The sequence below is a fragment of the Pirellulales bacterium genome (genome assembly GCA_036267355.1).
Lineage (GTDB): Bacteria > Planctomycetota > Planctomycetia > Pirellulales > DATAWG01 > DATAWG01.
In genome coordinates, this window is sequence record DATAWG010000122.1 from 46173 (window position 1) to 58578 (window position 12406).

The following is a 12406-nucleotide window of genomic DNA, read 5'->3' on the forward strand; positions in this document are numbered from 1 at the left end:
TCGCTTTCTCTCTCAAGGATGTGAAACTCAGCAATAACAAAACGAAAGAATTCAACTGGGCTGTCAGTTCATCTATCGCAGTGCCGACGAATCGATTACTTCGCCTCCGGCGATCGTAAATGCCGCTTTGAGCACCGAGGGATCGATATCGTTGGGAATCAGGGTCGTATGGCAGTCGCCAAAAACCGCAAAAAAACCGTTGGACCGAACGTGCCCCAGGCCGATCAACGGCTTGGCCAAGTCTACGTCCAAATCTTCGGGTTTGGTCCAAATTAGCGCATTATCGGCTTCAACGGCCATAATGGTCCGGCTGGTTCCGTCGGTGATGCTAGCAATTGTCGTGCCCTTATCGCCGTCGAACATGAGGCCTTTGCCGACCGGAGCGGCGAAATGCGTCAAACCACTGGCGGGATCATCTTCCGGTTCCGCGAAAACCGCCGGCATGCGAGCGATGAGCGGCTTGTTGTGCGGGCTATCCCACGGCTCGTCTAAATGGAATTCCCGATACAAGCGGGTTTCGTCCACATACGGCAAGATTTGCACCCGCCAACTCAAGAGCGGCTTCCCATCTTTGCTGAAGATCGCTCGAGCCGGAAATCGCCGGTATGCAGATTCGTGGTTCAAAAGCGCCAAGCCGATCTCCTTCAACCTAGCAACTGTCTGATTGCGCTGGGCCGCCGCGCGAGCCGCCTGCACTGCGGGAAGCAAAAGCGCCACCAGCACTCCGATCACTGCGACACTTACCACCGGCCCGCCCGAGCTCTTTACTGCCCAACGCACGTCGGCTCCGTCCCGCGTCGGTTTCAGGCTGTCGAACGTTCGGCCGGTCATGCGGATCATATATTTCTGCATCGCTTGTTGCACCGGGTCATCGGCTCGCGGCTGCTGCTGCGCGAGATCGACGAGCGCCATTTGCCGGCCCATGGCCAAGCCGCGCTCGATCAGGTCTTGAAGTTCCTCGGCGGATTTCGCGTCGGCGGTGTGCAGCGTCGCCGAAAATTCGCTCGGCTGGCGAACATCGAGCTTGATGACGCCCGACGAAATCAGCTTCGGGATTTTCAGGAAATCGGCAAATTGCGGCGGCAGCGGCGGCGCGTGGGCCAGCGCTTGATCGATCAGGCCGCGCACGGCGTCGAGCGAGAAAACGGCGGTCGCCGTGCCCGAACAATCGGTCGCTCGCAATAATTGCGTCAACTTGCTGTCGACATTCTTGGCGGCCATCATTGCCTGCAAGAAGCCGTCGGTGCCGACGACGAGCGTGCGGTCGTCGGGCATGAACAGGCCGATCGGCATCGGGCCGCGGAGCATGGCGAATTTCTTGCCGTCGAGCTCCTGAATCGCCGGATTCATTGGCTTCATTTTGGCAAACACATCGCGCCGCGAATACGCTTGCGAAAAATGCAGAATCGCGCCGACGCTTGGCGCGTTTTCGCGCGGGCCAGCCGCTGGCCGTTCGGTCGGGCCGGACGGCGCCAATTCCGCTGGAGCGGCCATCTCCGGCGGCGCTGCCACGACAATCGCCTCCTGAATCTGCGCCGGATCAAAGCCGACCTTTTGCAGCCCGGCGGCAGTGACCACCTCGACCGGCAATAGGTCCGCAGCTTCGCCGGCAAGAATTTGTTGCGGATGCAGCACCAAGGCCGCCACGGCCGATGCGGGCACAAAGCTCAGATCGACCGCCGCGGCCTTTGATCCCGCTGAATCGGTTTGGGCCGCAGGCGCAGCAATGGCCGCAGGCGCAGCGATGGCCGCAGGCGCAGCGATTGCCGGCGGCTCATCGCCAAAGCATGGCTGCAGGCACGGGGTCATCACCATTGCAAAGCAGGCCAACGCCGCGAGCGACCATTGAACATCGCGCATCGTTCCACCCCCAATCGATTTTGTCGGCCAATGAAAGGCCCACGGCGGCAATTCCGAGGGCGAAACCACCGATTTTGCCTTTCCAGGCTAATCGTGGCCAGTAGGAGTGTCAACAATCGGCGGCATTGGTGCGGCCTGCTCCGTGCTCGTGCCTCGGAGGCGCATTTCGGCGGTCTTCGTCTCTACCCACTACCCACTACCCACTAACACTAACCACTACCACCACCCACTACCCACTAACCACTAACCACTAACCACTAACCACTAACCACTGATTTTTTTCGCTTGATTGACATTCGCTCGAACGAATTTGTACGATGATCGACGGTCTGGGAATCACCCGTCTTCATGAGGGAGGCTCGAACCATGCATGTTCTCACGCTCACTCGCGACAAATGGAAGACTTTCAAAGAGAAGAACAATCTTTCCAAGTCGAGTTTCTTCAGCAAGGCCGACGTCGGGCCGCACATCGACAGCTTTCAAAAAGCCCTCGAAGATTGCAAGAAGAGCCCGGGCCAAAAAAGCCTGATGGCCGCGTTCAGCAAAGGCGAAACGTTGAACAAGGCCTTCGAAAAATTCATCGGCCTGAAAGAGGCCAAAGACGAACTGAAGCCCGACGCAAAGAAACAACTCGAAACGTGGCGCGGCGAACTTTCGGCGATGGTGCAAGGCTTGGCAAAACTTTACAAATCGTCGGAAAAAGATTTGCAAGCCGGCGACACCAAGAATCTCAACTCGCAACTCGATCAGTTCGTGTTCAAATAGGGCCGCTACACTGAATTGGCGCGCCTGAAACGAAAAACGCCTTCTCGCTGGCCGCGGCACGTTGCCCCGCGTTGCCGGCCCGGTTTCCGGCTGGGTCAGTTCACCGATCAATCGACCGTGGAGATCCGGAGCCAGTTTGGCGAGTCGGTTCCCTTCGTCAAGAAGCCCGACAGGAACTCAGACGGGAAGCCCTCGTTGTTCGAAGTCGTTTCGGGCGAACATGCGGTTTACAAACGGATCGCGGCAGGCTTCGCTTTGCCGACGAACCGCCAACCCATACGGGCCGGCCCATTTTGCGCCGCACGCAACGGAGTCAGGCTGGAAAGCCTGACCTACGGCCGGCAGCGCTGTTATCAATGCTTCGCCTTCGAATTGGCGAGCGAGATCAGGCAGTAGGCGGTGACCAGATTTGGGTTGCCTTCCAGCCAGCGGTGGCTGGAATTGACCCACGAGCCGTCGGGCTTTTGGCGCTTGGCGATGGCTTCGAGCAGCTCGTGGCGCCAATTGTGGGAGCGGCCTTCGGCGTCGACGATTTCGTCTTGGCCCAACGCGGCAAGCGCTTTCGAGAACGTGTTGTAGTAGTAGAACAATCCGGCTTCGCGTTCGGGCATGCCGGGGTTGGCATCGAGCGTGTAGTTTTTCTTCACCCAGCCGACCGCCGCCTTGACGCGCGGATCGTCGGCCTTCACGCCGGCGTAGATCATGCTCTTCAGGCCGGTGTAGGTCATCGAGCCGTAGCTGCGCAGGCCGCCATCCGCGGTGGTTCCGGCTTCGCTGCCCCCTTCGACCGTCGGGGTGTAGTAAAAGCCGCCGTCGGGATTCTTGGCGGCGTAGGGCGTGGTGTTGGCCGGCGATTCGAAATTCTGGCAGCGCGACACGAACACCAAAGCCCGCTTGACGGCTTCGTCGTTCGGGCCGTTGCCCGCCGCCTTCAGGGCATCCATGAAGAAGCCGGTGTTCGAGAGGTCGGGCCGTTTGTGCTTGCCGTAGCCGGCGCCGCCGTATTTCACATCCGATTCTTCACCGCCCCATTGAATGCCGTTCAAAAACTTGTCGGCGTTCTTCAAGAGCGTCGTGTAGCGGCCGTCGCCGTTGGCGTCGGTGAACGCCAGCACGGCCAGCGATGTTTCATAATTCTTGACCGGCGAGTCGGGCGAATAGATGCCGCCATCCGAATGAACGAACGTTTTGATCCATTTTAGGCTCTTGGCCACGGCCGGATCGTCGGGCGAGCGTCCTTGCCGCAGCAAGGCATCGGTGCAAATCGAGGCCATGCCGGGGCCAAGATCCTTGCCGTAGGAACCATCTTCTTGCACGCCCTTGGTAATGAGATATTCGACGCCCCGATCGACGGTTTGCTGATAGAGCTTTGCGTCCGACTCGGCCGGCGCGGCGGTATCTGCGGCGTGAGCCAAGCCTCCGACGGTTGCGCTCAAAGTGAAAATGCCCAAGGCGGCCAATAGCTTGCGGCGGACCATGTTTCAAACTCCTTCAATTCGAGTGCTGCGGGCGAGTTCGGCGGGATCGAAAACTCGCGGACGTTGCAATAAATATGCCGTTGCTGATTACCGCGTGGCCGTGAAGAAATCCACAAGCTCTTCGGGAAACGGGTGGCAATGCAATCGAGCAAATGCCGAAAAATTCGCCGCGCGTGGCCAAAAAACCGCCGGGGCGGCGATTCTGGCGGCTCCGGAATTGCCCGGACAGGGAACTAAAGACCGCGCCCAATTCTACGTCAGCCTGGGGCGGCGTCAATCGAACGGTTCGAAAGGCCCGCATGACGTAAAGTCGCGATTTCAGCCGAGTTACCTTGCCCGCAGCAGTGCCATGACGGCGAGGCACACGAGCCAAAAGACGAATGCGGCAAAGCTGATGGCGAACAGCATTTTTTGCCGCCGAGTCGGCGGCGACGGCGGCGATTCGGTCGGTAGCGGTTCGTCGGCAGAAGGCTTCGCCGCCGGCGAATTGCGAACTGTGTTTCGCGGCGGATTACGGGTCGAGGCAGTTTCGCGGCCCGGGTCGTCCGGATCATTTTTCCGGGGCGCAGGCCGCGGCTTTCGTTGCTTCGGCCTAGCCATTCTCCTCCTCCGATGAGTCGGGCCGAAAATGGAACGATTTGCGGAAGGCGGTGTCGAAATCGTAGACGTCGTCAAAATCTTCGAGCCGATCTTCGCGCGTCTTTTTCATCCGCTTGATTTCGATCAGGTTGAACACGATGTTGCCGAAATCGCGAGTCGTGTAAATGCCCCAGCTATTCAGCACTGATTTCGCCAGATAGCCGAATTCCTCGACGGCATATTGGCGAATTGCTTCGCATAGCTCCTGGCCGGTCAAATGCCGCTCGGCCTGGCCACCCTCTTCCGGCGTCGGGATTGGGGGCTGATCCTCTTCGTCGGAAAGCTTGTGCCGGCCCATTCCCAGCGCTTCGTGTGCATAGCCCAGCGCTTCTTCCACGAACGCATAGGCATCGAGCCGATAGCGGCGGTCGCGATTCAAGAGCTGGGCCAGCGGATGGGTGGGGTCGAGCATCGACATCGTTTAGCAAGCCGCCGTTTGTTTGGGATTGGCTGGGCGACAAACAGTATTTAATTCGACGCGCGAAACCGCAAGCGAGCCGCAAGCCTCGGTCGCCGAAGGAACCCCTCAGCCTGCCCTCTCCCGCAAGGGGAGAGGGGTTCTGTGGAGAAGTTATTTTTCGGCCGAGCCTTAACCACCGTGCTCGACGGCGCCGCGGTTCAACACCGTCAACACATCGGCAGCGGGGATCAACACGCGCCGATGATCTTCCGTCTCCACGAGCAATTGCCGGGCAAGAATCTCATGGGCCAGCACCCGGCTCCGGCCGGTTTGCGTCAACACGTCCGAGCCGACCGGCGGCAAATCCTTCTGCAATTGCTCATAGGTATCGTATTCGTATCGCAGGCAACATTTCAACCGCCCGCACCGGCCGGAAATTTTTGTCGGATCGAGCGTCGCCTTCTGCAATTTCGCCATTTTCATCGAAACAGGGGGCATTTCGTTGAGATGCGTGTTGCAGCACACCGGCTTGCCGCAGTCGCCGTAGTCGGCCAACAGCTTCGCTTCATCGCGGACGCCGATTTGCCGCATTTCAATGCGTGTCTGAAATTCGGCCGCCAGCAGCCGGACCAACTCACGAAAATCGACCCGATTCTCGGCCAGGTAATAAATGACGATCCGCTCGCCGCCGAAAATGTGCTCGATGTCCACCAGCTGCATCGGCAGGGTCAATTGCTCGATCAGCCGCAGACACGATTCGTATTCGGCACGCTGTTGGGCGATGATCCGCGATTGCTCGAGCACGTCGGCCGGGGTCATCGCTCGGAGCACTTGGCCCGAGGTCGGATTGGTGAGCTGCTTGACGGCCTCGGGCGTCGCCTCGCAAAGCACGATGCCCGTCTCGAGGCCGCGATCGGTGCGGGCGACAACCTGCGTGCCGCGGCTAGACGGGGCGTCGTCTCGGGCATTCATCACACCCAAATTCCGCATTGCCCCGTATCGAACAACGTATTTCGGCATCGAGGAAGGGCGGGGTGAGGGGCGAGGGGCGAGGGGCGAGTAAGACGGTCAAGCGCTTCTGTAAAGTTTTAGGTAGGTCGATCGCACGAGTATAGAGGAAAAACGGTGCATTCGGCCAGTGGCCGCCATGCTCTGCCTTTCCTCGCCCCGCGCCCCGCGCCCCTCGCCCCGCGCCCCGCGCCCCTCTATATTGTTTCCGCATGGACGCAGCCGCTACACAACTCGATCGCCCGCAGTTGCCGCCGGTGCTGACGGTTTCGGCTCTCACGCTTTTGATCAAGGAGGTCGTCGAAGGGAGTTTTCCGCTGGTCTGGGTCAGCGGCGAAATTTCCAATTTCTCGCGCCCGCAATCCGGACACTGCTATCTCACGCTCAAAGACGATCAGGCCCAGATCCGGGCCGTCATTTGGCGCGGCACTGCCGCCACGATCCGCTGCGATTTGCACGATGGGCTCGAAGTGATCTGCCGCGGGCATTTGGACCTCTATGCCCCCCGCGGCAGCTACCAGCTTGTCGTCGACGAGCTGCAGCCGAAGGGGCTCGGAGCACTGGAGCAGGCGCTGCGCCGGCTGCGAGAAAAGCTGGCGGCAGAAGGGCTTTTTGAGCGGGGCCGAAAGCGGCCAATTCCCGCCTTTCCACGCCGCATCGCCGTTGTCACTAGCCCCACCGGCGCCGCGATCCGCGATTTTCTGCAAGTGCTCGGCCGCCGCTGGCGAGGCTGCGATGTGCTGGTCGTGCCCGTGCGCGTGCAAGGAGTCGGATCGGCCGACGAAATCGCGCGGGCGATCGCGACCGTGAATCGGCTGCTGACGCCCATCGACGTGCTCGTCGTGGCTCGCGGCGGCGGGAGTTTGGAAGACCTGTGGGCGTTTAACGAAGAAGCGGTGGTGCGGGCGATCGCTGGCTCGCGGATTCCGGTCGTGTCGGGCGTGGGGCATGAAATCGATGTCACCTTGGCCGATTTGGTGGCCGACCTGCGGGCGCTGACGCCCAGTGAGGCCGCCGAGCGCGTCGTGCCGGCGATCGACGACATTCGGGCCAAGCTTCGCTCTCGGCAACAGCAAATGGTCGCCGCGCTGCGCAATCGCGTCGGCAATGAGCGCCGGCGGCTCGAATCGCTCGCCGATCGGCGTGTCGTGCGGAAGCCGTTTGACCGCTTGCACGAATTGGGGCAACAATTGGACCAGTGGTCGGCGCGGTCCGAACGAGCCATCCGGCAGCGTTTGGCACAAGCCCGGCAATGCGCGACGGGAATGTCGGCGCGGCTGGAATCGCTCAGTCCACTTGGAGTGTTATCGCGCGGTTACACATTGACGACGCGGCTCGATGGCCGGCTGATCGCCGCCAGCGAGGAATTGTCGGTGGGGGATCAAATTCAGACTCGTTTCGCCCGCGGGCAGGTGATCAGCCGGGTCGAAAGCGTCGGAAATGCGGACGGCGCGGGCGCCGCAACGGCGGATTCGCAAGATTGGCAAAATAGCAAGAGTTGAACATGACAACTGACGACGAACAGCTTGCCGCAACAGCGGCCCCGCCAACCGCTCCGCCCGATTTTGAGAGCGCCCTCGCTCGGATGGAGGCGATCGTTTACGAATTGGAAGAGGGCCGGGTTGGATTGGCCGAAGCACTCGCCCGCTATGAAGAGGGGGTAGGTCTGTTGCGACAGTGCTTTGCACTCCTGGAAACGGCCGAACGGCGGATCGAACTGCTTACGGGCGTCGATGCGGCCGGTAATCCCGTGGTCGAGCCCTACGACGACACGGCGTCGGCCGATCAAGCCGAGCAAGGCACTCGCCGCAGCCGGCAGCGCAGCGCCGGATCGTCAAAGCCGGCCAAGGCTTCGCGGGCTCCGGCGCAGCAGGCCGCAGCCTCGCAGGCCATCGAAACACCTTCGGCAACGGATTCATCGATTCCACCCGAGCAATCGTCCCGCAGCGCGTGCGATCCCGACGCGCCGCCCGGCCCCAGCAAGATAGACTCGCCCGGCCGGCTGTTTTAGAATGGAAAATACGATTGGATGCCCAACCTATTTCATTACACAGATAGGCGCGGCTGGAATGGGATCCGGGCTCACTCGGCGTGGCGATTCCGGGCGAGCCAACCGAGGGCATCCTGGTGCCCATGCGGCGCGTGTTTTACGGGGATCGAACCGAGCGCGGCAAACCTACGAACATTAGCCATGCGGATTCGTGTGCCGAAGTCCAAGCTGCGTTATGTGTTTTGGTTCGTTGGAACCGAGGGACTAGCACCTGTCGAAAATCGCCGCGGGCGCGACAACCAATGCTACTACAGCCCAACGGATTATTCGGTTTCGGGGGAGCGGCAGTGGCGCACCGGCACTTTTGCCGAGTTGCAAGGAGACTTTGGATGATTGGCGGAATCGACCTAGAGCTACCGACATGGGCTGGCGATTCTACGCTTGAACGCGCTGTTGAAGCCACCCGGCAGCTTTGGCCAGATGCCGTATTCCAGGAGGTGCTGACGGGTGATCGTTACGACACGTTCGACCAGATGCCATTTGGCGGGAAGAGACAAATTTTCGTTTACAGAGACGTGAAGGCGGCTGATCGATGGGAGGCGATGGGTGCGGTCCCATCCTTATATAATACGATGGTTCATTTAATTACCGACCCTGGATTCATAACGATTGTCGTCGACGAGGAAAATGAGTTCACGCGGCAAATGATCAATGCGATCTCCACTGCTCTTCGCGACGACCTTTTTTGCGCAGTTGCGCTCGCGGAGGCAGCATGAACGCGCCGACCGCACTCACGCTGGAAGACGCCATCCGAAGGTCAGGCGAGGGCTGGATCATCGACTCGTTTGCCCCGAAAGGGTCCGGCTACAACTACGTTCTTGGGACGCTACAAAGGGTTAGCGAGCTTGCGACTTCACGATTGGGGACGTCCGCGCCCGATCTCTCGCCGCAGGCAGTCGTTGATGAATTCGAGCGTAATCCTTCCCGGGTGCGTGGGTTCTTCCAGATTCTCGGCGGCTCCAGAACTCCCAAAATGCTACTCATGGTTTGGCGAGTCATGCAAGGCATGGAGATCGACGAAGTCGAATTGAATTATCGACGGCAGAAGCAATTTCACGTGCGAATTGTGCTGGTGTCGCCCCACGGGGAGGAAGACGTGCCCTATGAATCGTCCGACATCAATGACTTCGCGATTTTTTGGCACATCGGCACATTGCAAATCAACAATCGACCTGTCTTCGACGGTTTCTATCCCTTGCGGGTGTCTTAACGAGCGGGTGGAGCGTTTTCTCGATGGAAGGTCGGCGGCGAGAGGGGGCGTTGTTTGAAGTTTTCCACAGCGCAATCCACCGCTCTCTCGCTCCCGTTCGCGCTCGCTGAATCGCGGCGGCGGATCGATGCGGCTCTCGATCAATATAGCCGGTTCGATGCCGGCTGCCCCGAACGGCTTGGCGAAGCGATCCGCTATTGTCTGTTGGCTCCCGGCAAGCGGCTGCGGCCGACGCTCGTGTTATGGGCGGCAGAGGCTTGCGGTTGCAGTGTGGAGGCAGCACTGCCGGCCGCGTGCGCGGTGGAAATGGTTCACACCTATTCGCTCGTGCACGACGATTTGCCGGCCATGGACGACGACGATCTCCGTCGAGGACGTGCCACATGCCACAAAGTCTACGGCGAGGCCAACGCGATTCTGGTCGGCGACGCGCTACAAGCCCTGGCGTTCGAAGTGCTCGCGGCGGGCATTCGCCCCGCGGAGAAGGCCGTCGCTTGCATCGCGACGTTGGCCCATGCCGCCGGGGCCACCGCCCTGGTCGGCGGGCAGGCCGACGATCTGGCCCGGCAAACGGCGGAAAACGATCTGCCGCCGCGAGATCGGCCGCAGCGAGATCGGCCCTCGCTCGATCTGGCCGCGCTGGAATCGATCCACGAGCGGAAAACCGGCGCGATGTTTCACGCCTCGCTGCGATTGGGCGGATTGATCGCCGCGGCCGATCCGCGGCGGCAGGCAGCCCTGGAAGCATTCGGCCGGAAGCTCGGCCTGGCCTTTCAAATCATCGACGATCTTCTCGACGTCGAAGGGGAAGAAGCGGCGGTGGGCAAGCGGCTCGGCAAAGACTCGAACCGCGGAAAGCTGACATTTCCGGCCGTGTTGGGCCTCGACGAAAGCCGGCGCTACGCCCGGCAGACGATCGACGAAGCGGTCGCCGCTCTCGCGCCGCTCGCGCCGGCCGACGAGCGATTGGCAAGCATGGCACGATTCGTCCTGGAAAGGAATCAATGATCATGGCGGACGAGTTGCTTGCGACGATTCAATCTCCCGCCGATTTGCAGCGGCTTTCGCTTGCACAATTGCAGCAATTGGCCGCGGAAATGCGCGAGGCGCTTTGCAAGGTGGTCGCCGATCGGACCGCTCATTTCGCATCGAATCTGGGCGTCGTCGAGCTTTGCCTGGCCTTGCACACGACGTTCGATTTCCGCCGCGACCGCCTGATCTGGGATACCGGGCATCAAATTTATCCGCACAAACTGATCACCGGCCGCTATTCCCATTTCGCCACCATTCGCACGCGCGGCGGACTGATGGGCTATCCCAATCCGCACGAGAGCCCCTACGACCTGTTTATGACCGGCCACGCCGGTTGCAGTGTGTCGACCGTGCTCGGGCTGCATAGCGGCGACGAATTGCTCGGCGAGGCCGACCGGCACGCCGTTGCCGTCATTGGCGACGGTGCGTTGCCGAGCGGAATCGTGTTCGAAGCGTTGAACAACGCCGGGGGCAAGAAGCCCGCCAAGCTGTTGGTCGTGTTGAACGACAACAAGATGTCGATCTGCCCGCGCGTCGGCGGCCTGGCCGATTATCTCGATCGCTTGCGGATGAATCGCTTTTACACCGGCTTGAAACACGAAGTGGCCGGGTTACTCGATCGCTTGCCGTTGATCGGCGACAGAATCGAACGCTTGCTGTCGCTCATCAAAGACTCGATCAAGGCCGGGATGCATGGCGGAATGCACGGCGGGATGTTGTTCGAAGAATTGAATTTCCGCTATGTCGGACCGGTCGACGGCCATAGCATTCCGCAGTTGCGCAAGTATTTGAAACTGGCCAAGGACGCCGACGGGCCGGTGCTGCTGCACGTCGTGACGGAGAAGGGGCATGGCTTCGAGCCGGCGGAAGCCGATCCGGTCTATTTCCACACGCCCGCGCCATTCGCCTGCGGCGGCGAAGCCGTGCTGCCGATCCAATCGAGTTCCTCACGCGCCTACACCGACGTTGCCAGCCAAAGCATCTCCGACCAGATGCATCGGAATCCGCGCGTCACGGTGCTCACCGCGGCGATGTGCCAAGGCAACAAACTCGAGCCGATCCGCGCAGCGTTTCCGGACCGGTTTTTCGACACCGGCATTTGCGAATCGCACGCGGTCGCGTTCGCCGCCGGACAAGCCAAGGCCGGCTTGCGGCCGATCGTCGACATTTACAGCACATTCTTGCAGCGCAGTTTCGATCAGATCTTTCAGGAAGTCGCGCTGCAGAATTTGCCGGTCACGTTCATGCTCGATCGAGCCGGCCTGACGGGGCCCGATGGGCCGACGCATCACGGCGCTTTCGACATCGGCTACATGCGATTATTCCCCAACCTGACCGTGATGGCCCCCGGCGACGAGGACGACTTGCGCGAGATGCTCGAATTCGCTCTTGCGCACGACGGGCCTGCGTCGATCCGCTATCCGAAGGCGACGGCCGAGAAGTGCAACCGGCAACGAACCGCGGTTGAATTCGGCCGAGCCGAAGTCATCGATTGGGGGACCGACGGCTTGCTGATCGCGTGCGGCACGCTACTGGGAAGCTGCATCAAGGCTGCCGCACAGTTGCGCGACGAAGGGCTCGATATCGGCGTCGTCAACGCTCGATTCATCAAGCCGCTCGACCGGGAAACCATCCTGCGGGCCATCGAGACTGCGCCGCTCGTCGTGACAGTCGAAGAAGGAGCCCTCATGACCGGCTTCGGCAGCGCCGTGCTGGAAGCCGCCGCGGATGCGGGCTTGAACACCGCGCACATCCGCCGCCTCGGCATTCCCGACCGATTTGTCGAGCACGGCGATCGGGCCGAACTGTTGGCCGAACTCGGCCTCGACGCGGCCGGAATCGCAAATTGCTGCCGTCAACTGGCCGACGACCTTGGGCTCTGCAAAGACGCCAATCGCCGCCGCGTGAGTTGAGCCGCACCGATCGCGGGCCGGCGTCTCCCTTCGCCTCTCCCCTTCGTGGCA

The 12406-nt window shown here is 60.9% G+C and carries 11 protein-coding genes; 7 read left to right on the forward strand and 4 right to left on the reverse strand.

The genetic code is table 11. The features are described 5' to 3' along the window. Window positions 1–72: 72 nt before the first annotated feature. Entirely contained in the window at window positions 73–1860 is a 1788-nt protein-coding gene (locus tag VHX65_19080) for a DUF1559 domain-containing protein (protein HEX4000660.1), read from the reverse strand. Between the two features lie 366 nt (window positions 1861–2226). On the opposite strand from VHX65_19080, the gene VHX65_19085 reads away from it, so the two are divergent. Then, window positions 2227–2625 (forward strand): hypothetical protein, encoded by a 399-nt coding sequence (locus tag VHX65_19085; GenBank protein ID HEX4000661.1) that lies wholly within the window; start codon window positions 2227–2229, stop codon window positions 2623–2625. 353 nt (window positions 2626–2978) lie between these two features. On the opposite strand, the gene VHX65_19090 is transcribed toward VHX65_19085, so the two are convergent. The 3 genes from VHX65_19090 to ricT all read right to left on the reverse strand — a co-directional run bounded on the left by VHX65_19090 (window position 2979) and on the right by ricT (window position 6162). Further along, a complete protein-coding gene (locus VHX65_19090) occupies window positions 2979–4103 on the reverse strand; it encodes a prenyltransferase/squalene oxidase repeat-containing protein (protein ID HEX4000662.1) in 1125 nt (374 codons plus the stop codon). 592 nt (window positions 4104–4695) lie between these two features. Next, window positions 4696–5154: a Minf_1886 family protein gene (locus VHX65_19095; protein ID HEX4000663.1), complete on the reverse strand. Its 459-nt coding sequence runs from the start codon at window positions 5152–5154 to the stop codon at window positions 4696–4698. A 177-nt stretch (window positions 5155–5331) separates the two neighbouring features. After that, window positions 5332–6162 (reverse strand): regulatory iron-sulfur-containing complex subunit RicT, encoded by an 831-nt coding sequence (ricT, locus tag VHX65_19100; GenBank protein HEX4000664.1) that lies wholly within the window; start codon window positions 6160–6162, stop codon window positions 5332–5334. A gap of 200 nt (window positions 6163–6362) precedes the next feature. Here ricT and xseA point away from each other — a divergent pair, with 200 nt between their 5' ends. The 6 genes from xseA to dxs all read left to right on the forward strand — a co-directional run bounded on the left by xseA (window position 6363) and on the right by dxs (window position 12355). Continuing rightward, window positions 6363–7652 carry an exodeoxyribonuclease VII large subunit gene (gene xseA / locus VHX65_19105; GenBank protein ID HEX4000665.1) on the forward strand — a complete coding sequence of 430 codons (1290 nt, stop codon included), beginning with the start codon at window positions 6363–6365 and terminating at the stop codon, window positions 7650–7652. 2 nt (window positions 7653–7654) lie between these two features. Continuing rightward, a complete protein-coding gene (gene xseB, locus VHX65_19110; protein ID HEX4000666.1) occupies window positions 7655–8161 on the forward strand; it encodes an exodeoxyribonuclease VII small subunit in 507 nt (168 codons plus the stop codon). A gap of 368 nt (window positions 8162–8529) precedes the next feature. Beyond that, window positions 8530–8916, forward strand: coding sequence for a hypothetical protein (locus VHX65_19115; GenBank protein ID HEX4000667.1), 387 nt, complete (start codon window positions 8530–8532; stop codon window positions 8914–8916). Beyond that, window positions 8913–9410: a hypothetical protein gene (locus VHX65_19120; protein ID HEX4000668.1), complete on the forward strand. Its 498-nt coding sequence runs from the start codon at window positions 8913–8915 to the stop codon at window positions 9408–9410. The genes VHX65_19115 and VHX65_19120 overlap by 4 nt, the downstream gene beginning before the upstream one ends. A gap of 54 nt (window positions 9411–9464) precedes the next feature. Continuing rightward, a complete protein-coding gene (locus VHX65_19125; GenBank protein HEX4000669.1) occupies window positions 9465–10418 on the forward strand; it encodes a farnesyl diphosphate synthase in 954 nt (317 codons plus the stop codon). Between the two features lie 2 nt (window positions 10419–10420). After that, the gene (dxs, locus tag VHX65_19130) at window positions 10421–12355 is read left to right on the forward strand and encodes a 1-deoxy-D-xylulose-5-phosphate synthase (protein ID HEX4000670.1); all 1935 of its coding nucleotides are present in this window, start codon (window positions 10421–10423) and stop codon (window positions 12353–12355) included. Window positions 12356–12406 lie beyond the last annotated feature (51 nt).

Excerpts from the sequence above, each read along its gene's own strand:
- VHX65_19080 (HEX4000660.1), bottom strand. The coding sequence starts at position 1,860 with ATGCGCGATGTTCAATGGTCGCTCGCGGCGTTGGCCTGCTTTGCAATG.
- VHX65_19085 (HEX4000661.1), top strand. The coding sequence starts at position 2,227 with ATGCATGTTCTCACGCTCACTCGCGACAAATGGAAGACTTTCAAAGAG.
- VHX65_19090 (HEX4000662.1), bottom strand. The coding sequence starts at position 4,103 with ATGGTCCGCCGCAAGCTATTGGCCGCCTTGGGCATTTTCACTTTGAGC.
- VHX65_19095 (HEX4000663.1), bottom strand. The coding sequence starts at position 5,154 with ATGCTCGACCCCACCCATCCGCTGGCCCAGCTCTTGAATCGCGACCGC.
- ricT (HEX4000664.1), bottom strand. The coding sequence starts at position 6,162 with ATGCCGAAATACGTTGTTCGATACGGGGCAATGCGGAATTTGGGTGTG.
- xseA (HEX4000665.1), top strand. The coding sequence starts at position 6,363 with ATGGACGCAGCCGCTACACAACTCGATCGCCCGCAGTTGCCGCCGGTG.
- xseB (HEX4000666.1), top strand. The coding sequence starts at position 7,655 with ATGACAACTGACGACGAACAGCTTGCCGCAACAGCGGCCCCGCCAACC.
- VHX65_19115 (HEX4000667.1), top strand. The coding sequence starts at position 8,530 with ATGATTGGCGGAATCGACCTAGAGCTACCGACATGGGCTGGCGATTCT.
- VHX65_19120 (HEX4000668.1), top strand. The coding sequence starts at position 8,913 with ATGAACGCGCCGACCGCACTCACGCTGGAAGACGCCATCCGAAGGTCA.
- dxs (HEX4000670.1), top strand. The coding sequence starts at position 10,421 with ATGGCGGACGAGTTGCTTGCGACGATTCAATCTCCCGCCGATTTGCAG.